Here is a 24,123-nt window from a genome sequence, read left to right as displayed (position 1 = left end):
TCATGAACTATCCGCTGTTTCTCCGTGTCCAAAGTATTATTTTGATGAGCAGTAGCGTCATCTTCCCCTTTTACTTACTCTTAATTCGCGAACTGGGTGACTCGTATGCCCAGTTCGGACTCGCTTACGGCCTCTTTACCGTGACGTCCGCTTTCGCCTACTTAGCAATCGGTCGTTTCAGTGACCGGTTCGGGGACCGGGTCTTACTTGTCGTCCATACGCTCGGGATGGCACTGTTGCTGCTATACATTCCCGTCGTGACGGCAATCAGTCATGTCTACTTCATTCAAATCGCGATGGGTCTTCTTGGTGCCATCCAGAAGAATACGGAAAAAACCGTCCTCGCGCGGCAAGAGATTGCTACGACCGTCGTCGGCCGTCACATCGGGGGCTATCATTTTAAAACGTCCCTTTGGTCAGCTGGAGGCATCATTGTCGCCGGGTATCTGATTGATTTCTTGACAATCGGCAGTCTGTTTTACATCATTTCTGTCTGTTATTTCTACGCGACACTGCGTCTATTACTGACTTCTCCCCACACACAAAAAAAGTAAGCTTCCCCTGCTCCGATTTGAGGGTATAGAAAAAGAGAAGGGACGTGAAAATGATGATCGAAGTCAAGAACTACTCCCAACGCTTCGGAAAAATCGACGTGTTGACGGATGTCAATTTTTCGATTGGTCCGAGTGAAATCGTCGGGCTGATTGGACTAAGCGGATCTGGTAAAACAACATTAATCAAGTCGCTGATTGGTCTCCAAACCCCGTCAAGTGGAACGGTCACTGTACTCGGATCAGAGCAGCCGTCGTTACGTCAGGCAGAAAAAATCGGTTATATGGCGCAAGCTGATGCTTTGTATGAGGATTTGACGGCACGTGGCAATTTACGCTATTTCGGCAAGCTGTACGGCTTAAAAAAAGACCGCCTCCGCGCCCGAATTGAAGCCGTCCTCGAATTCGTCGACTTAAAGCAGGATGCCGACCGGCCGATCCATCAATTTTCCGGCGGGATGAAGCGTCGCCTCAGTCTGGCGATCGCCTTGATTCATGAACCGACTTTGCTTCTGCTTGATGAACCGACCGTCGGAATTGATCCCGCCCTCAAGAAAACATTTTGGCATGAGTTCGACCAACTGCGGAAGTCTGGCGTCACCATCCTCGTCACGACACACGTCATGGATGAAGCCGAGCGGTGCGATCGTTTATTATTGATTCAACATGGGCGGTTGATTGACGCCGGGACGCCCGCGGAATTAATTCAGCGATTCGGTTCAATCGATGAAGCCTTCATCCGAAAGGAGCGAGTCTGATGCAGACACTGACCGTAGCAGAACGTGTCATCTCGCAAATTTTTCGGGACAAGCGGACCATTGCGATGATGTTCCTCGCCCCCCTATTCGTCCTCTTTTTATCTAAATTAGGCGAGAATACGCCCACTTCTAAACGATCAGGGTGAATCCCTAGTGAAAGTGGGAGATGAATCGCCACCCTCTCTTTCGGGTATATCCTTTGTAAGGAGGTGAACATCATGTTGACTCACAAGGCCTACAAATTCAGAATCTATCCGACAAAAGAGCAGGAAATCCTGATCGCGAAGACGATCGGTTGTTCACGCTTCGTCTTCAACCACTTCTTAGCGAAGTGGGATGAGACGTATAAAGCGACAGGTAAAGGACTGTCTTACGGGTCTTGCTCGAAAGAAATTCCGTCGTTGAAGCAGGCGTTCGACTGGCTGAAGGAAGTCGATAGCACGTCCGTGCAGACGAGCGTCAAGCATCTTGCCGATGCCTTTGACCGCTTCTTCAAGAAGCAGAACGAACGACCCCGCTTCAAGTCGAAGTGCAACCCTGTTCAATCGTATAAGACGAACATTCAAGGCAAGTCTCAACTTCCAGAAGTCTCGATCGTCGGCACCAAAATCAAAATTCCAAAGCTGAAGTGGGTCCGTTTCGCCAACTCGAGGCAGGTCGTCGGTCGCATCTTGAACGCGACCATCCGGCGTAACGCTTCAGGAAAATACTTCGTCTCCCTGCTCGTCGAGCAGGAGAGCAACGAAATGCCGAAGACAGGCTCGTCCGTCGGCGTCGATGTCGGGTTGAAGCACTTCGCCATCCTGTCGGACGGCACGGTGTACAAGAATGACCGTTACTTCCGTTCGCTTGAGAAAAAGCTCGCACGTGAACAACGTAAGCTCTCTCGTCGTCAACGGTTGGCCTTGGACAAGAAAGTAACACTTTCCGAGGCGAAGAACTACCAGAAGCAGAAGCGGAAGGTCGCCCGCATCCACGAGAAGATCGCGAACAAGCGAACCGATTTCCTGCACAAGGTATCGACCGAGATCGTCAAAAACCACGACGTCATCGGGATCGAGACCTTGCAGGTGAAGAACATGCAGAAGAATCGCAAGTTGAGCAAGTCCATCTCCGAGGTCAGTTGGTCGGAGTTCTTCCGCATGCTCGGATACAAGGCGGAATGGTACGGGAAGACCGTCGTGAAAGTCGGCAAGACCTTCGCCTCTAGTCAACTGTGCTCCAGTTGCGGACATCAACACAAAGACGTGAAACATCTTGGCTTGCGTGAATGGACATGCCCGAGTTGCGGGATCCATCACGACCGCGATGTGAACGCAGGACTGAACCTCAAACAAGAAGCTGAACGCATCCTAGCTTCTTCAACCGTCGGGACGACGGGGTTAGCCTGATCAATTTTCGACCGTTAGGTCGGATGACTCAGGAATCCTCCACCTCTAAGCGAAGCGTAGGTGGAGGTAGTTCAATCGTCTTCATCATCGCCGGGGTCAGCTTCCTCCGTGAACGGTCCAGCGGGACGCTCGAGCGGACCCTTGCTACTCCGCTCAGACGGTCGAGCATCGTCTTCGGATATTTTGTCGGTTTTTTCTTATTCGTCACGATCCAGACGATTTTAATTCAATTATTCATCGTTAATGTCTTAAACGTGACACAACAAGGCAACTATTTTCTGTTACTCTTCGTCAATTTATTGACGGCAAGCGTCGCCCTGTCACTCGGACTCCTGCTGTCGAGTTTCGCACGGACGGAATTTCAATTGATTCAGTTCATCCCGCTCGCAATCGTCCCGCAAATCTTTTTCAGCTGTCTATTCGATTTGACGGATGCCCCGACCTGGGTCGAAGTCATCAATCGGCTGATGCCGTTGACCTACGCCGCTGATGCCCTGCAAAACATCATGATTCGCGGGTACGGCTTCCGTGAAATTTGGCTCGATCTTGTGGTCCTTGCCGGATTTATGCTTGTCTTCGTCCTCCTCAACATGCGTGCCTTACGGAAACAGCGGCCGGTGTAAGGGCACTTCGTACAAAGGGAATTGACAATCCATTATTTCCCTTATATACTTTAGTCAAAATTGACCGAAATGAGGCCGTCCAATGTAAATTCATCTAAACTCCTAACCACTAACTAAATATGATTGATGTGGAGGTTTTTTAGATGAACCGTTTTACGACTTTACTGGTCAGCCAGTGGATAGCGAATGCGGGGGACGCGCTCTACATCGTCGCCCTCATCGCTACCTTGTATCAACAAACAGGACAGGCGAGCACAGCTGCGCTCTTTCCGATTGCCGTAACGGCCGGCATGACGGTCAGCGGCTTCTTTTTCGCCCGCCTTGCGAAGCAGATGCCCCATGCAACGCTTTTGTTGCTCAGCCAGCTCATGAAGACCCTCTCGCTCGCCTTGATCGTCCTGCTTGATTTACCACTCGTCGCGTTGCTCGTTCTCGTGGTTTGGATTGCCTTTCTCGACGGATTTGCCCGACCGATTGAAAGTGCCTTCATTCCGCAAATCACGACCGATTTCCAAAAAGCAAACAGCATCGTCCAAGGAACGAATCAAGTCGTCCAACTGATCATGTGGCCGCTCGGAGCGATTTTAGTCAGCACAGGGTCGCCCCAGTCCGTCTTGTTTGTGTCCTTGCTGCTCTTTCTTGTCGCCTCTATCGTGACGGCGTTATTTCGTTATCAAGTGCGCTCGCTTGAAAAACCGATCGAAGAAGAAGGCTTTGAACCGTCGTTTCGTTCGAGCGTGCACTATACCCGGACTCACTTATCTGCCCGTTTGAATACGACATTGCTTGGCATCGATGCTTTCGCGAGTACCGCCTGGATTTCAGCGTTATTCCTCGTCTACATCGCGACACACCTCCATGTCTCGGACAGTTGGTGGGGCATCTTGAATGCGTTTTACCTGCTCAGCATGATTGTCGGGAGTTACCAGATGTTGCGACGCCAACAGGGACGGTCACTGCTTCAAATCAGTGTATTCCTCTCGATTGCCGCGACACTTCTATTCGGATTTGCTCCTCATGTTGTAGTCGCCTTGATTGCTTGCGTCGTCCAGGGCTACGCCAGTCAACTCCGGGCGATAGAATTAAATACACGGCTTCAAGCCGATACACCGATTGCACGGTTACCTTACGTTTACAGTGTTCAACAGACCGTCTATACAGTCAGCTTTTGTCTCGGGAGTCTCCTGTTCGGTCTTCTCGCCGATTGGCTGAGTATCGAAGTCGTCTATCTCATCGCGAGTATCATCGCGTTGTTAATGATTCGGCCGGCCCGGCAATTACGCAAGCAAGTAGCAACCGAACGGACGCAACAGATTTCCTAAGCAACGGTTTTAAACATACAACTAAAGGCATGTGTTAGAGACACTTCGTCTTTTCACAATGAAACGCCGCTGATTCCGTTTTCCATACGGAATCAGCGGCGTTTTCGATATCGTCCATACGACGAACACCATGTTTTAAGCAGGCCTTCCCGTGTAGCCGTCAGATGGTCACTCTCGTCGTTTGCTTAACCACGCAACGCATAACCAAAGGACGAACGACACGAGACACAGATACACATACGCTATGTCCAAACTCGCCCACTCACTGATGAATCCGAACCCGAGACCGACAATGATGATCAGCACACTCTCTAGCCAGGAAGCAATGGAAACGATTGTTGCCCGCTCTTTTGCTGACGCATAAGTTTGCAAGAGACTACTCGTCATCGGCTCCGACTGACCGTATAACAGAAACACCATGAACAGGAAGAGGATACTTGCCATTCCCGTCAAAGAAAAACTAATGACACTTACGAAAAAGACGACTAACATCCCGTTCAAGTTTACCGTCAACGAACCCTTCGTCAATGCGGGCAACAGGTTGCCAACGCCTTGCGCTACCATAATTAAAATGAACACGAGACCAAATCCAGTCACGGGAATGCCACGATCACGCATTGACAATTGCCAAAATTCTTCGATGAAATTAATCGTCGTCCCGAATAGGACACTAAACAGAAAAATCCGGATCAACATGGGGCGTGTTCTCAGTTCTCGCCAAACGAGACGAAGTGGACGGGCTGTCGATTCTTCAACCACGAGTCGCGTTTCACGTAACGTCAGGCTAACCAATGTCGCACTCATTAAACTGATGAGCGAAATCTTGTAATGAAATTCAAACGCAGTGGACTGCGTTAACCAACTGCCGATGAGGGCAGCAAGTCCAGCTGTCATGAGGCTGACTGCATTCAGTCGACCAACTGTCCGTTCGAATCGCTCGACTTGACCGACTTGTTCAAGCGTCTCAAATAAGAAGGCTTCTTCTGTCCCGCTGATCGCAGCAGCCCCGACCCCTGCGAGTACCATCGCACCTAAAAAAGCAGTCAACGTGTACGCGTTCAATAGCATTGCGAAGGATAGACATTCTGCCACCATCCCGAAGACGAGAAACCACTTTCGCCCGAAGCGATCGGTGGCTCGTCCGAACGGCAACTCAAGCGACAATTGAGTCAAAGCGAAGACAATTTCTGCGTAAATCACATCGAGAACACTCATCCCACGCGCTTCCCAAAACAACCGCTCAATCACATAAGCAGGCACGAAAGCTGTTGCAAAACGCATCATGTACAATTTACGGACGTTCGCTTGAATCGCCGTTTAACAAGGAGGGCGGATTGTACGCATCAGTCAACATCCTCTCTTATTTTTTAGAAAAACCGTTAGTTTCCATTTCCCGATTCCAAGCAAGTTAATCCCATGTCCGTGATTATATCGTAGATAGACAAAACCCCCTACGCCGTATGGACGCAGAGGGTTTCCTTCATTCAAAATCAGTCATTTCCAGTGTTGGTGAGAGTGCTGTCGGACTTTCTTGAATGATGGGCAATTCGACTGTAAAGCTCGAACCGGCGCCTTCTGTCGAATCGACGTGAATCATGCCTTCATGGGCACGAACGATTTCTTGGCAGATTGCAAGCCCAAGTCCTGTTCCACCAATTTTTCGGCTATCGGAATTATCGACCCGGTAAAACTTGCTGAATAACTCTGGCAAGGCGTGACGGGGAATACCGATTCCTTCATCTTGAATCCGAATCCGCAATAAGTCATCGGCAGGTTCGATTCCAATCGTAATCGCGCCACCGTCCGGTGAATACTTGATGGCGTTGTTGATTAAATTACCGAACAGTTGTCGCATTTTTTGTTCATCGGCTTGAATCATTTCGACTGCCGCGTCATCCGTCTCGAGCAAGACAGTATGAGTTTGAGACGAACCGACTTGGAACTCAGCGATTTCACGAATCATCGCTACGACGTCAAGCTCTTTAAAATGATAGTGTTGCTGACTGGACTCCATCCGTTGTACATCGAGGAAGTCATTGACGAGTCCCGTCAATCGCTCAGTCTCGGCATGAATCGTTTCGAGATAGCGTTGTTGGCGGTTAGGTGTCAACTCTTTTGCTAACATCAGTTCCGTGTAGCCGAAAATCGAAGCGAGTGGTGTGCGCAACTCATGCGACACCGTCGAGACGAATTCCGACTTCATCCGGTCGACTTCTGTTTCGACCGTGACGTCACGCAAGACGAGCATCGTCCCACGGAAACGTCCACCGTAATGAATCCCTTCTGCATAGAGCGTGACGAAACGCTCCTCTTTATTAAGTGATAGCGAAAGACTTTCCGTCGGTACTTGATGACTACAGACTTGATTCATGTACTCAAGGAAGGCATCGTGTTGATCGACTTGAACCGCCAATTCTTCAATTTTGACATCGAGCGTCATCAAGCCCTCGTCATTGAACTGATCGTGCGCTGGATGATGGAACAACGCAAGCAATGGACGATTGGCAAAAATCCGGTCTTCTTCGATATACATGACTGCCTCACGAATCGAGTGTAGCAGTTTCGATGTTTTTTCACGTTCCCGCTCAATTTCATCGAACACACGCATCCGTAGTAAGGACAAGGCGAGCTGACGAGAGAACGACCAAATTTCAGCCGTTTGGTCTTCATTGAATTGATCACGGTAGCGGACAAGATAGATGCTTGCAATCATCATGTTCGTCGATGGGTCCATGACGGGTACGACCGTTTCATACATGCTATAAGGGTACGGCAACGGATGATCACTCGTCACTTGTTTCGTTGAACGTACGGCTTTTTTATGCATACGCGCTCGCTCAAGTAGAGAAAGTGATGACGTCAAAAGTTTCCGTTCTTGATCGACCGTCATGCCGTAAGAGACGATATCCGTATACTCGTCCTCGTCAAGAAAGACAATCGCTCCGAACTCGGCATCTGTAATCGAGATTAATTTTTCGATGATGGCAGGATAAGCTGTTAACGTCTCGCGTGAAGCGAGCGTTTCTGTCAATTCATTCCGGTACCGCAGATGCGTCTCATTGCGTAACGTCACATCAAGCGCTTCTTCGAGTTCTTCTTGTTGTGTTTGAAGCTCCTCTTGTTGGGCAACTAACTCTTCTTGTTGACTTTGTAATTCATCGTTACTTGAGACGAGTTGCGATTTTTGATTTGAAATCGACGCAGCCATTAAATTAAATGTCGTCGTCAACTCGCCAATCTCGTCTTTTGCATTTAAGACCTCAATAGGTGAAGCATCTTCACCTTTTGCTAATCGACTGCTCTCTCGGTTCAATTGACGCAATTGACGCGTAATTTTCGCGATAAATGGTCGAACGAATAACACGATGATGAATAAAAGAACTGCTAAGTTAATTAAGCCGAGAACTTGAGATGAGTTAACTTGTGTCCCTAGTCGATTTTGGGCAGCGAGTTCCTTCTCATTTAATGAATTACGATAATCCGTAAAGACGGTCTCCATGTCAACGATACTCGAACTCATGTCCGCTGCACTTTTCGTATCGATGTTAAATTTCCGATCCGCATCCAGGTTCGGTGTTTGCGTGACTTTACCGAGCGTCGCCATTTGTAAGAACGGTTCTTCGACTTCACCGTCTTTTTTAGCGTCAACATAATTAATCAGGCTCGGCATGACGCGCGTCGTGTATGCGTCATACAGCTCCCGTGCATCATTTGCGTATTGCTCTTCTTCTGCAAATGCCGCATTTTTTTCGAACCATGTCGTTTGTTGATCGATATTTTGTTGTTTCGCTTTAATTTCCTCTAACATTTCATCGTCTCCAAGTAAGACGAATCCCCGCATCTCATATTGAAGACTTTGCCACGATTCATATAAATTCGTCGCATTGGTCCGGTGTTCGTTTAACGTCGCAAGTTCTTGTTTAGCTTCTTGCACCTGCTGTTTCGTATAGAAATATACGCCTGCTGATGTCAGCAATAACATTGCTAAAATGATATAGAAAGCGGACATGATTTGGCGTCCGATTGTTCGATTAAGCCATGTTCTCATAAACGATCGATCCTCCCCCTTCTCCTCTAGTTGAATAATACGTATAGGAGATACCTGTCCTTCCTATTGTAAAGGTTTTTTATACTTTTCCATTAAATATGCTCAAAATCTTTTACTTTTCATCTAATTTTAATAAAAATAGTTGTATGTTACAAAAACATGACAAAAAGGTTCGGATTCGCTCCTTTTTCGTCAGAAAAAATGCCCCGCCACATCATCGTGACCGGACATATTTGTTCATGAGTGGTGTGAATGGTGCGTCGAATGATGATGGACAGGTGCTTCATCTGCTAAGATTTCGCCGTCGAGCAGACCAAGCCTTGCATACTGGGCCGTGATGTCTTGTTTCGTCATCTCCGTGATTTGATCCGTCGTGCTGATCAACGTTGAGATTCCTTTCACTAACCGGACCGGCTCTAAATTTGTTTTCTCGACCGGAAACATCGACAAGGAACGGAGATAGGCGACGTAGGCTTGCGCCCCCTCTTCCGTCGGTGTAACGAGCTCAGAAGCATGATGGCGCAAATGATTCGTCAAACTGTTCGTCGAGACGCCTTTCGTGACGGCACTGATCAAGGCAAAAGCCATAAAAGACAAGATCGCGATAAAAAAGATGACCATGAAGACCGGCATGTCTGAAAAGAAACTTTCTCCTTCGACGTAAGCCATCGTCCCTCCCGTCTTCAGCAGCGACAGGAGCGGACCCGTAGTAATACTTGACATGAACATTTCCCCCTACTTCGTTTGATATCTGTTCATACGCAAACGACGTGCAAAAGGTTTCTAGTTCTTTCCATCTCCAAGCAAAACTTCCGCATTAAACCAATCTTCAACAAACAGCGATCCGGCAGATCCATCAATCTGATAGGAATACAGGACGGAAAAATCGCCTTCCGTCATCATCGGTAAGGTCAGTTCCCGTAAGACTGCTTTGACTTCTTCCGTCATCGCTGTCTCATACTGAATAAATCCGTCTTCCCGTGTTTGCTGTTCTGTCAAATATGGCAACAACAGTGCTTTGCCAAATGATTGGGGGTCGTCGATGACTTCCGCCACTACACCGAATAGTTCTTCCGCTTCAAAAATCAAATCATCGGCTTGTCCGACCGTCACTTCATCGGGAAACCAAACCGTCAATGTTGTTCCTTCCTTCAAAAAACGTTCGAACATCGGAATGAACGCCCTGTTCTCCATTAAATCGTAATGCATCATGACTCTCCTTTCATAAACTCGAATTTGAGTTGATCGCGCTCGAGATACAACATCGCCTTGAATGTCCGGCCATTTTTCTTCATCTCGAGCGGTTTTGTTTTTTGAGTCGCTAAGATTTTTTTGACTTCCGTCTGTGTCACGCGCGCTCCGAGGATTGTTTTCGGCAAGGTAAAACCGCAGTTCGTCTTTTGATACCCGCTGCAGCCATAAAACTTCCCACGGTCAAGTACTTCCGCCTGACAGAGCGGACACGGTCCGACCGGGCGGTTCGTTGCCGCGGCGTGACGGGTTTTTGATTTGACTTTCGACGGATCGACATGCAGTTGCTCGACACGCGACTTCGCATCATCGACGAGGTGTTGCGACAATTTTTTCGCTTGTTCGACGAACTGGGCAGCGGATGCTTCCCCTTTACCGATTTGGTCGAGCCGGCTTTCCCACTTTGCCGTCATCTCAGGTGATGCCAAGATGCTCCCGCTGACGGCTTCGATTAAAATCCGCCCTTTTGCCGTCGGATGGATCTCTTTTTTCTTCAACTGGATGTAATCGCGTCGCTTTAATCCGTCGATGATTCCGGCACGCGTCGCTTCCGTACCGAGTCCCTCGATTTCCTTCATGATGGCTTGTAACTCATTTTCAAGAACTTTCCCCGCTGTCTTCATGCCGAGGATTAATGTTCCTTCCGTATAGCGTTTCGGTGGCTCCGTTTGTTTTTCAAGTACCTTCGCCCCCTTGATCGCGACGTGTTGTCCGTGTTCGACTGCCGGCAGCTCGACTTCCTTCGCCTCAATTTGTAAAACTTCTTTGAAACCGCGCGCAATCGTCCGACTGCCTTTCGTCAGGAAACGATCTTGCTCCCTTGTCGTGATGATGTCTGTTTTTTCAGCGCGCGCGGGTGGCGCAAACGCTGCTAAAAAACGCCGGACGATTAAATCGTACACTTGTGCGTCACGCCCCGATAACTTCGCGACCGCTCCTGCTTCTTCTGTCGGGATGATCGCATAGTGATCACTGACTTTCGCAGAATTGACATACCGTTTATCGTGTGTCGGATCTTTCGTCAAGATTTCCTTCAGTCCACCGTATTCCGGTTGCTTCAGCAGTCGGTTCAAAATCGTCGGGAACTGACCCGCTTCCTCTTTTGAGACGAACGATGAATCCGTCCGCGGGTAACTGATCCAGCCGCGAATGTAGAGTTTTTGGGCGATATCAAGTGTTTCTTTAGCACCGAGTCCAAAGCGGCGACTCGCTTCCGTTTGCAACAACGATAAACTGAACCAGAACGGCGGTTTCTCGACTTGTTCCGTCTTCGTAATGGACGCAACGACGCCTTCCCCTTTCGTCCGCTCCTTGATTGCTTCTGCGAGTGCCCGGTCGGTCAGCTTCGTCTGTTTTTTTTGATCGATGTACTTTCCTTTAAATAGCGAAAAGTCAGCCTCGACTTCAAAATAGGTTTCCGGCTTGAACTGTTCGATTTGTTTCTCACGGTCGACGATCAAGGCAAGTGTCGGTGTCTGGACACGCCCAAGCGAAAAGACATCGGCAATGCCTTTTTTCTTCAGTAACGTCGTATAGGCACGCGATGCATTCATGCCGATCAGCCAATCGGCGCATGCACGGCTCATCGCCTCATGAAAAATATTTTCCGTTGCTTTTCCGTCCAGTAGATTCGCAAATCCATGATCGACGGCTTGCGGCGTCAAACTTGAAATCCACAGTCGCTCGATCGGTTTTGCATTATTGGCCAGGCGAAGAATCAATCGGACGATTGCCTCTCCCTCTCGCTCGGCATCAGATGCTATAATGATGGAAGTCGTCGTCCGCTCGTTCAACAGTTTTTTAATGACTTGAAAGGCTTTGCTCTTCCCTTTCGCGAGCCGGTAATCGAACCGTTCCGGAATGATTGGCAGATGGTCATAGTTCCAGCGTTTCCACTTGGCATCATAATGGGCCGGTTCCTGTAATTCACAAAGATGACCGACGGCGTAAGCCAGTTTCGCTCCACTCGGGAAACGCTCACACGGTTTGATTTCGATGTATCCGTCTCGCTTGACCGATGGATAGGGCGCTGCGAGCTTTTCAGCCTGTTTTGGTTTTTCCGCAATGATCAATTGCATCGTTACACCCTCATTTCCTAACTACAGACACGTGGAGGTACTCATGCCGTATTTTACTTTATTCATGGCGTTATTCTTTATTTCGACATCGGCTATTTTCGTGAAATGGGCAGACACGCCAATCGAGGCCGTCGCTTTTTTCCGAATGTTATTCTCGACGTTTCTTTTACTGCCGCTCATTCAAGTTAAAGAATTGTTCAGCCTCAGTTCCGCAACGATTCGCCACATGATTTTAAGTGGCGTCCTGTTAGCCGGACACTTTTGGCTTTGGTTTCTCTCTCTTGATTATACGACAGTTGCCAGCTCAACGCTCTTCGTAACCGCCAGTCCGATCTTCGTGTTAGTCGGGAACGCCGTCTTCTTTAAGCAACATCCGTCACGTAAAGCGCTGTTTTTCGTCGGCGTCGCCCTGCTTGGCGGCGGACTTGTCGCATACGGTGACATCGCCGTCGGAACGCGTGCCTTGATTGGTGACGGGCTGGCCCTACTCGCGACGATTTTAGTCGCCGGATACTGGTTACTCGGCCAACACGTCCGGACAAGCGTCTCGACGAATACATATTCCTTTGCCGTCTATGCCGTCGCGTCCGTCGTCTTGCTGCTGTTCTCGTTGATTCAGTCCGTCGACTTGGTTTCGGCTTTTCAAACAGATTGGTTGATTTATGTGTTGCTCGCCATCTTCCCGACGTTACTCGGGCATAATTTGTTCAACTGGGCGCTGTCCCGTGTCAGTGCGAGCATCGTCAGCATCACGATTCTCGGTGAAGCGGTCTGGGGGATGATTTTCGGGTACTTCTTATTCCAGGAATCGCTGACTTGGATTCAAATCACGGGTGCCGCACTACTCCTTGTCGGCATCGGTCTGTTCTTACGCCGGAATGAAAAAGACATCCGGGCGCAACTCGTCGCACGTGAAACGGCGACTTCTGTTACTGAATAAGCAAACCGCTGAACGTCCTCCTCTCACCTGCGAGTCGGACGTTCAGCGGTTTTTTTAGTTTGGTTTATCGTCCGGACGAACTTTTGGTAAGCGGAACGTCATCGCGAACGCGACGAGCGCACATAAGACACCGCCGATGAAGACGAGCCGTAACCCGTCTGCTAAGGCCAGTTCCGCCGCCGTATGGACGGCATTCCCGTACCGGTTCGCCGTCGTCGCTTGGAAAAACGGATCAATTGAATAACCGGATAATATTTTCGAATCGTTAAACGCTTGAATGATCGATAGATTAAAAATCGTCCCGAAGATGGCGACACCAAGCGTTTGTCCCGTCGTACTCAAAAAGGAGTTGACGGCCGTCGCTGAACCACGGAGCGAGCGACCGACTGACGTTTGCAAGACAACGATGAAGACCGGTTGCGATAAACCGAACCCGATTCCAATCAAGGAAACCGCAAGATAGAGGAACACATCACTCGTCTCACGTGAGATGAAGACTAAAATCAGCATCCCGACGACGAGTAACCCCATCCCGGACATCGTTCGATAACGCGGTGACGCCGTCCCAATCGTCCGCCCACCGATGATTGCCGTAATCGTCCAAAATAACGAGAGCGGCATCAACATGAAGCCGGCTTCGGTCGGACTTTTTCCGAGGACGCCTTGTGCAAAAATCGGGATGTAGGCTGACATCGAGACGAGCACCCAGGCGGAGAAGAACACTGCCAGGTTAATCACGACAATGACAGGATGTTTGATGACAGCCGGCGGCAGGAGTGGATCACTCGCCTTTTTCTCGGCCCGATAAAAGAGAAACAACAGCACCGCACTGATCAAAAAACTACCGATGACTGTCGGACGTAAAAACTGTTCCGCTTCACTTCCTGATAACAGACCATATAGTAAGGCACTCATACCAACTGCAAATAGTAGTGCTCCCCGGTAATCAATTTTCCGCGACGTCGCCTTGACAGTTTCCTTATAGAAGACGACGATCATGATGAACGACACGAGCGCAAACGGAACGTTCAACAGGAAAATATACCGCCAAGATAACGATTCAACTAAAAATCCTCCGAGGAGTGGTCCGGCAACACCGGATATCCCCCAAACAGCACTCAAGATTCCTTGAATTTTTCCGCGCTCTTCATATGTATACAAATCGCCGATGATTGTCATCGCAATCGGGAGAACCGCGCCTGCCCCGATTCCTTGGACCGCACGGAAAATGATTAAGGTTTCCATCGACTGGGCGAGTCCACATGCTAACGAAGCGACCGTAAAGACCCCGATTCCAAATAACAAGACGCGTTTGCGCCCATATAAATCGGCCATCTTCCCGTAAATCGGTGTCGAAACCGCCATAAATAAAAGAAACCCTGCAAAAATCCAACTGACGAGCTTCGCTCCATTTAATTCACTCGCCATGACGGGCGTTGCCGTCGCGACGATCGTTCCTTCGATCGCGGCTAAAAACGTTGCTAATAATAGCGCAATCGTGACATTTTTTCTCATTCCTTCGCACTTCCTCTCTCTTTCTTATCATAACGGTTCTGCCCCGCGTTTCGAAAGTAAATGCTTACGTGGCAGGATTCAAGGGAACAATAGGGAATGGTACAATTAGAAAATGATTCAATTATGTGAATGGAGGATTTTGTTATGTTACGAAAAACTGCTTTAATTACAGGGGCTTCTGGCGGAATCGGACTTGATCTTGCCGTGCTCGCGGCGCGCGACGGGTTTGATTGTGTCTTGATCGCCCGAAACGAAAAAAAATTGACGGAACTTAAAAATGTTCTTGAAAAACGTTATCAAATCAAAGCCTATACGTTCGCAGCCGATTTATCACAGGCGGACAGCGTCTCACGTGTTCTGACGTACCTCGACGAACAAGAATTGACTGTTGATTTGTTATTCAACAACGCTGGTTTTGCGACATCCGGCCGTTTCGCAGAAATCGATCCATCGGAAGACATCGACTCGATTCATGTGAATGTCGTCGCCTTAACAGAACTGACGAAACGTTTGTTACCAGGCATGGTCGATCGTGGCTTCGGACGTATCTTGAACGTCGCTTCCGTCGCTGCCTTCATGCCGGGTCCATACATGAGCGTCTATTACGCAACAAAAGCCTACGTTCTGTCCTTCTCTGAAGCACTCGCTTCTGAACTTGATGGTTCAGGTGTCACAGTCTCATGCCTCTGTCCGGGACCAACGGATACGAACTTCTTTAATCGGGCGAACATCACTTTGCCTTTCCAAAGCATGCCGTCACACCTCGTCGCCTTCGCGGGTTACCGCGGTACGCTGAAAGGGAAACGTGTCATCGTTCCAGGTGCGAGCAATCGGGCAATGGTCTCACTGGCTAAATTCTTACCTCGCCGTCTCTTGACAGAATTAACAGGTCGCATCCAGGATCCCGCTCGTCAAGAACAAGACACAACGGAAGAAGATCTCGCGTACTCCAATTAATCGATGCTTCCCTAAAACAAGTCCCGCTAGCTCGGCTAGCGGGACTTGTTTTATATAAGGAGACTTTTCTAAAAGGTTTAGTGTATTTGTTTTTTTCGCTCGAACCGACTCGCGAATCGTGTCCGGAGCGTCGCTGGTAACGAAGTATAGCGATACAGATAACGAAATGTGACGGCACTCGTCATCATGAGCATGTACCCCGTCGCTAATACGAGTAGCCACGCAACACATCCTAAAAAGAGACCCGCTTCAAAGTAAAGCTGTGACATCAATGCCCCTTCAGCAGACGTGATGAGCATCGCTGCCGGAAAAATTGCTGCAGCTAGTAAATAAAAGCCCGCATAACGTCCACGAACAGTGTGTTTTAACAACAGAATACTGCCAAACAGTAAACAACAACTCGACATAAGTAACAACAAGACGACATATGGTAGTGACACGGATGAACTAAGCATCTTTTTTCACTCCAATCGAATCAGGTTAATGTTCTTTACCCGCCTTTTGGTCGATTGAGTGCAAAATCCGTAAAAAAGTCGGATGAAGTAATAAAATAAAACAGGCATTTCCGATTCCATGTACTAAATCAAACACTCCGCCTGTGACGATGAGTGTCAAAAAAGCTTCTTGTGAGAATGCTGTAAAGATTAAAAAACCGAGGTTGCTGATCCAGCCATACAAAAATCCGGCGAGAAGCCCGTAACAGGCTAACAGCCATTTCGATTTCAATAGCGATACGAGTCCGACGAGACTGATAGCCATGTAAGCAAGCGCTTGAAATAAAACGAACGGTCCGCTCCCTAAGAATAAACTCGACAGGACGACGACCAACAAACCCGCGACTGCACCGACGACCGGACTGACGTAGACGGCAAGTAATAGAACGAGTGCCGTGGCCGGTTGAATGTTCGGCAGACTCGAAAAAAGAATCCGTCCGACGATCGCCGCCGCAGTGACGAGCGCGATGAAGCGTAACATCGCTTCTGACAACGGTCGACGCTCAAAACGGATAAACAGAATCAAAATGAACAGACAAGCGAGGAGAATCAGTCCCATCCATATAACCTACTTTGTTCTAAAAAAGTAGCCGCCGGACCATCAAACGCAATTTCACCTTGAACGAGATAAAGGACACGTGTCGCGTGACGGATTAAAAAGTCGTCATGCGTCGCCATCACGACTAACTTCATTGGTTGCTCGATGAGTGTTTCGACGAATCGCTGCCGTTGTGCGTCCGTTAATCCTGCTGTCGGTTCGTCAAAATAATAAGCATCGTCGCTCCAGTCAAGCCGTTCAAACAATCGCTGTTTTTGTGAAGCGAACGTGCCCGGTTGACTGTCAACTTGAGGCGCAAGGGCCGGATGCGCAGGCAAGTAATTCTTTCGCCCGCGTCGTTTCACTTTTCCATACAAGGGACGCTCGACGCCGAGTAAGAGCCGTAGCAACGTCGACTTCCCACTCCCGTTGGCACCAACGAGCACCACTCGTTCTCCTGCCGCTAACCTAAGGCGGGATACGTCTAATGCGTAGCGCGTCTGCATCGGATAGCGATGTTCGACGGCCCGCATCTCATCATAGATGTCTCCTCGAGCTGCTTGCTCGAACACAATCTGTTCTAAATCCGCTTGATCGGTGACTGAATAATAGATACGACATGAAAAGCGACGTTCCATCTCACTCAGCAAATCGACCAATCGCCGTTTTCGGACTTGATCTAAAAACAGGAAGGGATTCTCTAAGAAAAGACTTGGCGGTAACGAAGCGAGCGCATATCCAACTGAAACGAGTTGTTGTTCTCCGGATGATAATTCACTTACCTCTCGCTCAAAGAACGGTTCTAGTCCGAGGAGCGTCGTAAGTTCTCCCGCGACAAATAGACTTGTTGTCGCTAGTAAATCACGAACTCGCCCATGTAGCAGTCGTTCCGGATAGATGATAGGCTGTCCCGCTTCCGCCGCGAGACGCTCAAGCTGTCCGGTCGCTTCGTTGTCGTTTGAAATAATCGTTGGCATCACGAAAAGCTCCTTTCGAACAGAGTAAAATCATTGGCAATACGACTGCACCCACATAAGCATACGGGGTCAACAGCAGACTGCTGACACTAAGCAAAATCACACCCGTTCGAATGTCGCGCAGCGTCAGCTTTCGAAGTCTGCTCGGTACGGCGTCAATCGGTAGTAAATGATACATCGCCATTCGTTCTAATTGCTCCGATAATGCGTGATGTCGATGACTCATCTTCACTTCCGGCCATGTCCGGAGCAAAGACGGAATTAGGGCAAGTACGAGCCCCGTTAGTCGCGTCAGTCGTGGTAACATCCGAAACAAGGGTCAGGGTCCCATCTGTTCGAGACGAACGAGCGTGAACACGAGTTGACTTGATGTGATAAATAAGGTGATTTGTACGCTGACCGTCAGAATCCCAATTACATCAATCGAAGCGCCATAGAGAAGTGGAACCATCATCATCAATGTATAGAGTAGCGGTAACATGAGATAACGAAAGACCTCGAACTGACGAATGGTGATGAAAAAGACGAGATGGACGAGTACGAGCCTCCCTATATGATCGTGCAAAACGAACGGGACCGATAACATCACCATCAAAAAAAGAGCAACATTCAATGGATGAAGTCGCTCCCGTTCTGTTTTACTGAAAATAAGCCATTGCATCTTTTTCAAATCGCCATTCAAGGCGATCTCCGTCTTGAAGTTCGTAGCTTCCTGCTCCGACCTCACCCGGTTTTTCATTGACGCCGAATACCCAGCCGCTACTTGCTCCAGCTGACTTCTCTCGAACGCCCTCGACGGCTGTAACGTAAGCCATCTCACCTTTTCCTGTTTTGACGACATCTAACTTCGTTTCTTCGAGCGCATCAAGCGCCGTCTCTTCTTGATCAAAACACATTGCTTTCTCAAACAATGTCTTGTCCTTTGCATGGTTGACGACCGAGACGTCGACCTTCACGTCGCATGCCTCTGTTTTCGAGGTCTTTGGCTCTGCTTCGTCAGAACACCCTGCTAAGATGAGTAAACTTCCCGCTAATATCCACTGTTTCATCGAACGACTCCTTTTCGCCTTGATGTCTCAAAGCTGTAATTGTACAATAAAATCTTTTTTTCACGAAGGGATTGCCCGTCCGCCCGCAAATAGGTCAAGCGAATCGCGTTTGCGAGGACATCTTCTCCTGTGTTGACGTAAGGAATCAACTCCCCTTGATCACCAATTAATAACACGGTCGCGTCTTGAAGACTAAACGTCTCATAAAGACCATCCATATCCATCTCGACGTACGGCGTCTTTGAGTCATGTAAAATTTGTTTAATCGACAGCTGACGTAACGTATCAAACGAACGAGACGCATCAATCAGTTTTTGGTAATACGTTTCGAGCGATCGTTCCAGCACTTCTTCACGTGGTCGATACGTGATCGTGCCTGTGATTTCCTGATAGGAAATGTCATAGCGGACGAACCGCTTCGGACTTTTAGCAATCACCTCGAACGTCGCATTTCGCAAATTACCACCTTGGTCAAATAACAGTTCGCTTTGCTCGAGCCGTAACGACTCATCTCCGACCCGCTTCTCGATTTGACTTAACAAGTGATGGAACGACTGATCCGTAATCATCACTCGCCCAATCTGTTGTGTTTCTTCCCGGACTGTAAACGTATCAAACGGACCGGCGAATAATTGCAATAAGAAAAATAAAAATCCGAACAAAGCCATATACCGTTTGTAGCGTGAGTTTTTTTGCGGATGAAGCACGATTAAAAATAGAATAATCCCGAGTGGCAACTGAATATCATAGACTGGAAATGAAACGGAACCTAAACAGGCATAAAAGACAAGTTTCATGTAGAGATAACGTTCTTTTTCCGTCCTTTTTTCTAGTAAGAATGCGAGTAGGACGGCTGCTAATAAAAAGAGTGCCCACCGAATCAATATGTCCATCACTTACGCCTTCACTTGGACGGATTGATGATCCACCATGAGATACGATTCAGGGAATACTTCCCGTGCTTCACGTTCTAAGTGATCCTCTTGCTCGACATAACGGGCTGAGACATGTGTCAATAGTAACTTCTTCGCTTCTGCTTGTTTAGCAATCCCTGCCGCCTGACGTGCTGTCGAGTGTCCGAAACGTCCGGCATGTTCTGTTTCGGTATCGGCGAACGTCGCCTCATGAACCAATACATCGACTCCCCGAGCTAAGCGGATACTCGCTTCACAAGGTGTCGTATCGCCTAAAACGGCCAACTTCACGCCTGGTTTTGGCGAACCTAAAAAATCAGCTGACTCGTAAAGCACTCCCTCAAACTCAAACGATTCATTTTGTTTGATTTGTTTATAGAGTGGACCGGACGGAATACCGTGCTCCTTTAAGCGATCGACGAGCAACATCCCTTTTTCTTGACGCCCTTCGATCCGGTATCCATACGCTAAAAAACGATGCTCTAGAGCGTCGACCGTAATCGTAAATCCTTCATGTTCATACGTTTTCCCTGCTTCGACTTCAATCACGTCTAGCGGATAACGTAAATATGTTCCTGTGACACGAAGCGTCGCATCAAGCCATTCCTGTAACCCCTTCGGCCCATAAATCGTCAATCGTGTCGTTCCTTCAAGCGCTGCCCGCGTACTGATGAAACCGGGCAAACCAAAAATATGATCCCCATGAAGATGTGTGATGAAAATCGTGCTGACTTTTCGTGGTTTAATCGGACTGTGTAAGATTTGATGTTGCGTCGCCTCTCCACAATCAAACAACCACGTCATCTTCGGATGCATCAAGGCGATTGACGACACGTTGCGTTGTTTCGAAGGCATTCCTGCCCCTGTACCTAAAAAATAAAATTCCATCTTTTTCCCCTTTTCGTAAAATTAGCATTTTTTATACACAAAATACATCTTTCACACAACGAAGCATGATAAACTGTACCCATACTGATTCGAAAGGTGGTTTTTTTCCATGACCAAAATCGAACGGACCTATGCACGAATCGTACACGAAGCCCGGATGCTGAACGAGAACTATCGGCAAAAGTACGGCAAGTCGATTCAGATTCAAGAAATCGCGACGACCTTATTATGTACTGAAGAATTTGTTCTTGAGTCAATGGAGTTCGTCGAACGTCCTCAATTAACTTAATCGTAAACGAACAAAGAGTGTACCGCAATATAGCGGTACACTCTTTTCATTATCTTCTCACTTATTTGTGATGTAATCGACGAGCGTAACACATAGTTCTGCCGTCTTGACGAGTTCTTCGATTGGCATTCTTTCATTCGTCGTATGAATGTCTTCGTATCCGACGGCTAAGTTGACTGTCGGAATACCGAAACCGGCGATGACGTTCGCATCTGAACCGCCACCTGAATGAAGTAAACGTGGTGTCCGTCCAAGTTGCGTGATGGCAGCTTTCGCAACTTCGACGACTTGATCGCCGTCTTCGAACTTGAATCCAGGGTACATGACTTTGACTTCGACTTCAGCACGTCCGCCGAGTTCAGCGGCTGCTTCTTCAAAGGCAGCTTTCATTTTTTCCGTTTGGGCTTCCATCTTCGGTGCGACGAGTGAACGTGCTTCTGCGAAGATTTCTACATAATCGCAGACGATGTTCGTCGATGGACCACCACCACTGAATCGGCCGACATTTGCTGTCGTCTCTTCGTCAATTCGACCAAGCGGCATTTTCGCGATTGCTTTTGCAGCAATCGTGATGGCTGAGACACCTTTTTCAGGCGCAACCCCAGCATGTGCCGTTTTGCCATAGATTTTAGCATTCACTTTCGCTTGTGTCGGGGCAGCCGTGATGATATCGCCCACTTTACCGTCTGAATCAAGGGCAAACCCATAGTCGGCATCGATTTTTGTTTGATCGAGGACCATCGCCCCGACAAGACCCGACTCTTCGCCAACTGTGATGACGAATTGAATCTGTCCGTGCGGTTGCTTCGTTTCATTCAGGACATGGACCAGCTCGATGATAGAGGCAAGACCCGTTTTATCATCTGCTCCGAGGATTGTCGTACCATCTGTTTTGACGTAACCGTCTTCGATGATTGGTTTAATCCCTTGTCCCGGGAACACCGTATCCATATGTGACGTGAAATAAATTTTATCGACACCGTCTTTTGTTGCCGGCAGTGTGACGATTAAGTTATTTCCTTTATGTTCCGTTTTCGATGATGCGTCATCTTCAAAGACGTCACACCCGAGTTCTGTGAACGTTTTTTTCAGATGGGCACAAATTTGTGCTTCTTCTTTTGATTCTGAATCGATTTGGACTAACTCTAAAAATGTATCAAGTACACGTTTCTCATTGACCATGCTAGATTCCTCCTCATGTAAGTACTATTCGACTAGCGCTTTTTTAGTATACCATCAACTGACTAATTTGCACTTCAGAAGGGTTGTTTGTACAATAGCAGTAATTACGTTTGCTTTTAGAAAGGAGTTGCACCTGTCATGTCACGCCCATCCAAACAACAACGTCTCATCAAGTGGACGACGATTGCGATCTTAGCCATCTTCTTACTTGGTACGTTTGCCTCGACGATGTTTTATTTCTTCTGATTTCGCGACGAAACGCTGCTTTAATTGTAAATATTGCTCCGTTTCTTGCAGCATGTGCAACAAGGCGGACCGGATTTCGAACTCTTCACGCGTCGTCGGTAACGGCGAAGCACGGAAGGTCGCGAGTAAGTCCGCCAGTTCTTGTAAAAATAAACTTGCGTCGGCCTCCGGACGGACATTGTCACCAATCGTCCGAAACAGGTCGGCGACTTTTTTTCCTTCGTCAACGATTAATACCAAATCATCGACATTACGGACGATTCCGCGGAGCAGTTCGAACTGTTGCTCCCGCATCCGGAAATAGCTGTAATCCTCGTCATCGTTTCGACGTCCGATTGCATTCCCCATCCGCTTTAACGAAGCATCCTTTCCTTCCCGCAACAAGCGCTCCGTTTCCTCGAGCGTCAGCGAATGATGATTGATCCGTCCCGTCTCGATCGCTGCTGCGACTTCAAAGAACAAAGCGGCAATCCGTTTGTCGATTTGCTGACGGCGCTCCGTGATGACACGATCGAGACTCGGCATATACATATTGACGAGTAGTCCGACACCGACGCCAATCAAAATCAAGTAGACTTCATTTAAAAAAATCGCAAGGTTGAGTTGCCGTGCCGTATAAAGGTGCGTCAAGATGACGACACTCGTAATAAAACCGTCCTGTAGACGGAGGCGTTGCGTCAACGGAAGGAATAGAATGAAATAAAGTGCTAAAGCAACTGGACGATAACCGACGACTTCGAAAATCAGGAAACCGATCCCGATGGCAAGAATCGACGCCATGATGCGTTCGTACGATGAACGAATTGATTTTTTACGCGTCGCTTGAATACTCAAGATGGCGATGATGGCGGCGAAGACGTAATAATCGAGCTTCATTTGCTCCGCAATCCACATCGCGAGTGCGGCTGCGACGGCCGTTTTTAAAGTCCGATATCCAATGAACATCGAGTTCCCCCCTATTCTTTGTTAGACTACCTATCCTTTACCCAAGTTGTCTATCGATTTTTTTGAAGGACGTGATTTTTTGAGTACACGCACGATTCGTCCCGGTCGTCCCGCAAAACGAGCGGGATCACTAAAAGGACTGTTGTTTTTCTTTTTGTTAGGAAGCGTTCTATTTTTTTTGTTGAAGGATGATCCACCGTCTGTCTTAAAACCGGCCGCACCGTACATCGCTGAAAAATATCAAAAAGGTCAAGTCGCGACAGAACAAGAGTTCGATACGTTCAACGAAGCAAAAGCCTTTCTCGCTGACGAGCGTGGCGCTATTAAACGAACAGAAGACGATCGGTACGTCTACTTGACCGGACCGGGGATTGGGATCGTCGACCCAGGTGGTACGCTCAACATCTATCAAGACGAATCGTTAAAGAAACGGTTGACGTATGTCGCGTCCGGTAGCCGTTTAACACTGCGCGACTTCGGTCCAGACGTCAGTCGGATCGAAATTGCCGGTGTCAGCGGCTTCGTCGCGTCGGATCGGTTGACCTTGTACCCAGTTGAACAATCGACGAACCGATCGTTTTACGAACGAACGGGTGACACGTTACGTCACTACATCGTCGCCAACGCCGGACTCGGCGGCTGGATTACCGTCGGACGTGCCCCAAAAGACATTTCGAAGCGGACGACGGACTATGTCGAGGTATCGACCTTAACAAAAAATTTACGGAAACCGACTCCTTTGTCGGCAAAAGAGTTGGATGCCTTCATTAAAAATAATGCGCCCGATAGTCCGCTGATCGGTACTGGGAAGACATTTAAAAAAGTCGAGCGTGATTTTGATATCAATGCCGCCTATCTCCTCGCTCATGCGATTCATGAATCGAATTACGGTCGGTCGACGATTGCCCGTGAAAAATTCAATCTGTTTGGCGTCAATGCGACGGATATTGCACCCGGTCAAAATGCAACGGCTTATAAATCGCTTGACGACTCGATTCGAAAAACGGGTCAGTTCATCGCCCGCGACTATCTCGCGCCGGATGGCAAGTACCACCGTGGACCGTTCCTTGGAAATAAAGCAAAAGGAATGAACGTTTTTTATGCATCGGATCCTTACTGGAGCGAAAAAATCGCTGGTATCCTGTACAAAATGGACGCCTTCTAATT

Annotated in this window: 26 protein-coding genes; 10 read left to right on the top strand and 16 right to left on the bottom strand. The window is 48.3% G+C overall.

Features of this window, described 5'->3' with window-relative positions; genetic code table 11:
* Positions 1 to 2 precede the first annotated feature (2 nt).
* The 6 genes from P403_RS0113530 to P403_RS0113505 all read left to right on the top strand — a co-directional run bounded on the left by P403_RS0113530 (position 3) and on the right by P403_RS0113505 (position 4,645).
* A complete protein-coding gene (locus P403_RS0113530; protein WP_029333133.1) occupies positions 3 to 554 on the top strand; it encodes an MFS transporter in 552 nt (183 codons plus the stop codon).
* Positions 555 to 607: 53 nt separating this feature from the next.
* Positions 608 to 1,309 (top strand): ABC transporter ATP-binding protein, encoded by a 702-nt coding sequence (locus P403_RS0113525; protein WP_029333132.1) that lies wholly within the window; start codon positions 608 to 610, stop codon positions 1,307 to 1,309.
* Positions 1,309 to 1,455, top strand: coding sequence for a hypothetical protein (locus tag P403_RS16525; protein ID WP_235195222.1), 147 nt, complete (start codon positions 1,309 to 1,311; stop codon positions 1,453 to 1,455). The genes P403_RS0113525 and P403_RS16525 overlap by 1 nt, the downstream gene beginning before the upstream one ends.
* Before the next feature lie 72 nt (positions 1,456 to 1,527).
* Positions 1,528 to 2,700, top strand: coding sequence for an IS200/IS605 family element RNA-guided endonuclease TnpB (gene tnpB / locus P403_RS0113515; protein WP_029333131.1), 1,173 nt, complete (start codon positions 1,528 to 1,530; stop codon positions 2,698 to 2,700).
* A 23-nt stretch (positions 2,701 to 2,723) separates the two neighbouring features.
* Positions 2,724 to 3,323 carry an ABC transporter permease gene (locus P403_RS0113510; protein WP_235195221.1) on the top strand — a complete coding sequence of 200 codons (600 nt, stop codon included), beginning with the start codon at positions 2,724 to 2,726 and terminating at the stop codon, positions 3,321 to 3,323.
* 143 nt (positions 3,324 to 3,466) lie between these two features.
* Positions 3,467 to 4,645, top strand: a complete 1,179-nt coding sequence (locus tag P403_RS0113505; protein ID WP_029333129.1) for an MFS transporter — start codon at positions 3,467 to 3,469, stop codon at positions 4,643 to 4,645.
* A gap of 168 nt (positions 4,646 to 4,813) precedes the next feature.
* Here the strand turns inward: P403_RS0113505 and P403_RS0113500 are convergent, their stop codons facing one another.
* The 5 genes from P403_RS0113500 to P403_RS0113480 form a co-directional block, all read right to left on the bottom strand.
* Complete coding sequence (locus tag P403_RS0113500; protein ID WP_235195220.1) at positions 4,814 to 5,929, bottom strand: MFS transporter; 1,116 nt, start codon at positions 5,927 to 5,929, stop codon at positions 4,814 to 4,816.
* 196 nt (positions 5,930 to 6,125) lie between these two features.
* Complete coding sequence (locus tag P403_RS0113495; protein ID WP_029333127.1) at positions 6,126 to 8,693, bottom strand: ATP-binding protein; 2,568 nt, start codon at positions 8,691 to 8,693, stop codon at positions 6,126 to 6,128.
* A 237-nt stretch (positions 8,694 to 8,930) separates the two neighbouring features.
* Positions 8,931 to 9,416, bottom strand: coding sequence for a hypothetical protein (locus P403_RS0113490; protein WP_029333126.1), 486 nt, complete (start codon positions 9,414 to 9,416; stop codon positions 8,931 to 8,933).
* 60 nt (positions 9,417 to 9,476) lie between these two features.
* On the bottom strand, positions 9,477 to 9,902 hold the full coding sequence (locus tag P403_RS0113485) for a hypothetical protein (RefSeq protein WP_029333125.1): 426 nt from the start codon (positions 9,900 to 9,902) through the stop codon (positions 9,477 to 9,479).
* Positions 9,902 to 12,022 (bottom strand): type IA DNA topoisomerase, encoded by a 2,121-nt coding sequence (locus tag P403_RS0113480; RefSeq protein ID WP_029333124.1) that lies wholly within the window; start codon positions 12,020 to 12,022, stop codon positions 9,902 to 9,904. The genes P403_RS0113485 and P403_RS0113480 overlap by 1 nt, the downstream gene beginning before the upstream one ends.
* Positions 12,023 to 12,065: 43 nt before the next feature.
* Between P403_RS0113480 and P403_RS0113475 the strand changes: the two genes are divergently transcribed.
* Positions 12,066 to 12,962, top strand: a complete 897-nt coding sequence (locus tag P403_RS0113475) for a DMT family transporter (protein WP_029333123.1) — start codon at positions 12,066 to 12,068, stop codon at positions 12,960 to 12,962.
* A gap of 54 nt (positions 12,963 to 13,016) precedes the next feature.
* Here the strand turns inward: P403_RS0113475 and P403_RS0113470 are convergent, their stop codons facing one another.
* Positions 13,017 to 14,477, bottom strand: a complete 1,461-nt coding sequence (locus P403_RS0113470) for an MDR family MFS transporter (protein WP_029333122.1) — start codon at positions 14,475 to 14,477, stop codon at positions 13,017 to 13,019.
* Positions 14,478 to 14,621: 144 nt separating this feature from the next.
* Between P403_RS0113470 and P403_RS0113465 the strand changes: the two genes are divergently transcribed.
* Entirely contained in the window at positions 14,622 to 15,434 is an 813-nt protein-coding gene (locus P403_RS0113465; protein WP_029333121.1) for an SDR family NAD(P)-dependent oxidoreductase, read from the top strand.
* A gap of 77 nt (positions 15,435 to 15,511) precedes the next feature.
* Here the strand turns inward: P403_RS0113465 and P403_RS0113460 are convergent, their stop codons facing one another.
* The 8 genes from P403_RS0113460 to rnz are packed head-to-tail and all read right to left on the bottom strand — an operon-like array spanning position 15,512 to position 20,294.
* A complete protein-coding gene (locus P403_RS0113460) occupies positions 15,512 to 15,889 on the bottom strand; it encodes a hypothetical protein (RefSeq protein ID WP_029333120.1) in 378 nt (125 codons plus the stop codon).
* 25 nt (positions 15,890 to 15,914) lie between these two features.
* Positions 15,915 to 16,487: an ECF transporter S component gene (locus tag P403_RS0113455; RefSeq protein WP_029333119.1), complete on the bottom strand. Its 573-nt coding sequence runs from the start codon at positions 16,485 to 16,487 to the stop codon at positions 15,915 to 15,917.
* On the bottom strand, positions 16,478 to 17,443 hold the full coding sequence (locus P403_RS0113450) for an ATP-binding cassette domain-containing protein (RefSeq protein WP_084157674.1): 966 nt from the start codon (positions 17,441 to 17,443) through the stop codon (positions 16,478 to 16,480). The genes P403_RS0113455 and P403_RS0113450 overlap by 10 nt, the downstream gene beginning before the upstream one ends.
* Complete coding sequence (locus tag P403_RS16915) at positions 17,397 to 17,759, bottom strand: hypothetical protein (RefSeq protein ID WP_235195219.1); 363 nt, start codon at positions 17,757 to 17,759, stop codon at positions 17,397 to 17,399. The genes P403_RS0113450 and P403_RS16915 overlap by 47 nt, the downstream gene beginning before the upstream one ends.
* 3 nt (positions 17,760 to 17,762) lie before the next feature.
* Positions 17,763 to 18,104 carry a hypothetical protein gene (locus P403_RS16910; protein WP_235195218.1) on the bottom strand — a complete coding sequence of 114 codons (342 nt, stop codon included), beginning with the start codon at positions 18,102 to 18,104 and terminating at the stop codon, positions 17,763 to 17,765.
* Positions 18,082 to 18,492 (bottom strand): DUF4430 domain-containing protein, encoded by a 411-nt coding sequence (locus tag P403_RS0113440; RefSeq protein WP_029333117.1) that lies wholly within the window; start codon positions 18,490 to 18,492, stop codon positions 18,082 to 18,084. The genes P403_RS16910 and P403_RS0113440 overlap by 23 nt, the downstream gene beginning before the upstream one ends.
* The gene (locus P403_RS0113435; RefSeq protein WP_029333116.1) at positions 18,489 to 19,385 is read right to left on the bottom strand and encodes a hypothetical protein; all 897 of its coding nucleotides are present in this window, start codon (positions 19,383 to 19,385) and stop codon (positions 18,489 to 18,491) included. The genes P403_RS0113440 and P403_RS0113435 overlap by 4 nt, the downstream gene beginning before the upstream one ends.
* Positions 19,386 to 19,388: 3 nt before the next feature.
* Complete coding sequence (rnz, locus tag P403_RS0113430; protein WP_029333115.1) at positions 19,389 to 20,294, bottom strand: ribonuclease Z; 906 nt, start codon at positions 20,292 to 20,294, stop codon at positions 19,389 to 19,391.
* Between the two features lie 109 nt (positions 20,295 to 20,403).
* On the opposite strand from rnz, the gene P403_RS0113425 reads away from it, so the two are divergent.
* Positions 20,404 to 20,583: a hypothetical protein gene (locus P403_RS0113425; RefSeq protein ID WP_029333114.1), complete on the top strand. Its 180-nt coding sequence runs from the start codon at positions 20,404 to 20,406 to the stop codon at positions 20,581 to 20,583.
* 57 nt (positions 20,584 to 20,640) lie between these two features.
* Here the strand turns inward: P403_RS0113425 and P403_RS0113420 are convergent, their stop codons facing one another.
* Together P403_RS0113420 and P403_RS0113410 are read right to left on the bottom strand one after the other, a co-directional pair.
* Positions 20,641 to 21,765, bottom strand: a complete 1,125-nt coding sequence (locus tag P403_RS0113420) for a M20/M25/M40 family metallo-hydrolase (RefSeq protein WP_029333113.1) — start codon at positions 21,763 to 21,765, stop codon at positions 20,641 to 20,643.
* Between the two features lie 204 nt (positions 21,766 to 21,969).
* The gene (locus P403_RS0113410) at positions 21,970 to 22,956 is read right to left on the bottom strand and encodes an aromatic acid exporter family protein (RefSeq protein ID WP_029333112.1); all 987 of its coding nucleotides are present in this window, start codon (positions 22,954 to 22,956) and stop codon (positions 21,970 to 21,972) included.
* Between the two features lie 79 nt (positions 22,957 to 23,035).
* On the opposite strand from P403_RS0113410, the gene P403_RS0113405 reads away from it, so the two are divergent.
* Entirely contained in the window at positions 23,036 to 24,121 is a 1,086-nt protein-coding gene (locus P403_RS0113405) for an N-acetylglucosaminidase (protein ID WP_029333111.1), read from the top strand.
* The last annotated feature ends 2 nt before the right edge of the window (positions 24,122 to 24,123 follow it).

Source organism: Exiguobacterium oxidotolerans JCM 12280, from assembly GCF_000702625.1.
GTDB classification, from domain to species: domain Bacteria; phylum Bacillota; class Bacilli; order Exiguobacteriales; family Exiguobacteriaceae; genus Exiguobacterium_A; species Exiguobacterium_A oxidotolerans.
Note: the sequence above shows the minus strand (reverse complement) of the source record. Positions and strands in the feature narration are given on the sequence as shown.

Bases quoted from the DNA above. Each gene is read 5' to 3' on its own strand.
- P403_RS0113530 (WP_029333133.1), top strand. From the start codon at position 3: ATGAACTATCCGCTGTTTCTCCGTGTCCAAAGTATTATTTTGATGAGC.
- P403_RS0113525 (WP_029333132.1), top strand. From the start codon at position 608: ATGATCGAAGTCAAGAACTACTCCCAACGCTTCGGAAAAATCGACGTG.
- P403_RS16525 (WP_235195222.1), top strand. From the start codon at position 1,309: ATGCAGACACTGACCGTAGCAGAACGTGTCATCTCGCAAATTTTTCGG.
- tnpB (WP_029333131.1), top strand. From the start codon at position 1,528: ATGTTGACTCACAAGGCCTACAAATTCAGAATCTATCCGACAAAAGAG.
- P403_RS0113510 (WP_235195221.1), top strand. From the start codon at position 2,724: ATGACTCAGGAATCCTCCACCTCTAAGCGAAGCGTAGGTGGAGGTAGT.
- P403_RS0113505 (WP_029333129.1), top strand. From the start codon at position 3,467: ATGAACCGTTTTACGACTTTACTGGTCAGCCAGTGGATAGCGAATGCG.
- P403_RS0113500 (WP_235195220.1), bottom strand. From the start codon at position 5,929: ATGATGCGTTTTGCAACAGCTTTCGTGCCTGCTTATGTGATTGAGCGG.
- P403_RS0113495 (WP_029333127.1), bottom strand. From the start codon at position 8,693: ATGAGAACATGGCTTAATCGAACAATCGGACGCCAAATCATGTCCGCT.
- P403_RS0113490 (WP_029333126.1), bottom strand. From the start codon at position 9,416: ATGTCAAGTATTACTACGGGTCCGCTCCTGTCGCTGCTGAAGACGGGA.
- P403_RS0113485 (WP_029333125.1), bottom strand. From the start codon at position 9,902: ATGCATTACGATTTAATGGAGAACAGGGCGTTCATTCCGATGTTCGAA.
- P403_RS0113480 (WP_029333124.1), bottom strand. From the start codon at position 12,022: ATGCAATTGATCATTGCGGAAAAACCAAAACAGGCTGAAAAGCTCGCA.
- P403_RS0113475 (WP_029333123.1), top strand. From the start codon at position 12,066: ATGCCGTATTTTACTTTATTCATGGCGTTATTCTTTATTTCGACATCG.
- P403_RS0113470 (WP_029333122.1), bottom strand. From the start codon at position 14,477: ATGAGAAAAAATGTCACGATTGCGCTATTATTAGCAACGTTTTTAGCC.
- P403_RS0113465 (WP_029333121.1), top strand. From the start codon at position 14,622: ATGTTACGAAAAACTGCTTTAATTACAGGGGCTTCTGGCGGAATCGGA.
- P403_RS0113460 (WP_029333120.1), bottom strand. From the start codon at position 15,889: ATGCTTAGTTCATCCGTGTCACTACCATATGTCGTCTTGTTGTTACTT.
- P403_RS0113455 (WP_029333119.1), bottom strand. From the start codon at position 16,487: ATGGGACTGATTCTCCTCGCTTGTCTGTTCATTTTGATTCTGTTTATC.
- P403_RS0113450 (WP_084157674.1), bottom strand. From the start codon at position 17,443: ATGCCAACGATTATTTCAAACGACAACGAAGCGACCGGACAGCTTGAG.
- P403_RS16910 (WP_235195218.1), bottom strand. From the start codon at position 18,104: ATGCAATGGCTTATTTTCAGTAAAACAGAACGGGAGCGACTTCATCCA.
- P403_RS0113440 (WP_029333117.1), bottom strand. From the start codon at position 18,492: ATGAAACAGTGGATATTAGCGGGAAGTTTACTCATCTTAGCAGGGTGT.
- P403_RS0113435 (WP_029333116.1), bottom strand. From the start codon at position 19,385: ATGGACATATTGATTCGGTGGGCACTCTTTTTATTAGCAGCCGTCCTA.
- rnz (WP_029333115.1), bottom strand. From the start codon at position 20,294: ATGGAATTTTATTTTTTAGGTACAGGGGCAGGAATGCCTTCGAAACAA.
- P403_RS0113425 (WP_029333114.1), top strand. From the start codon at position 20,404: ATGACCAAAATCGAACGGACCTATGCACGAATCGTACACGAAGCCCGG.
- P403_RS0113420 (WP_029333113.1), bottom strand. From the start codon at position 21,765: ATGGTCAATGAGAAACGTGTACTTGATACATTTTTAGAGTTAGTCCAA.
- P403_RS0113410 (WP_029333112.1), bottom strand. From the start codon at position 22,956: ATGTTCATTGGATATCGGACTTTAAAAACGGCCGTCGCAGCCGCACTC.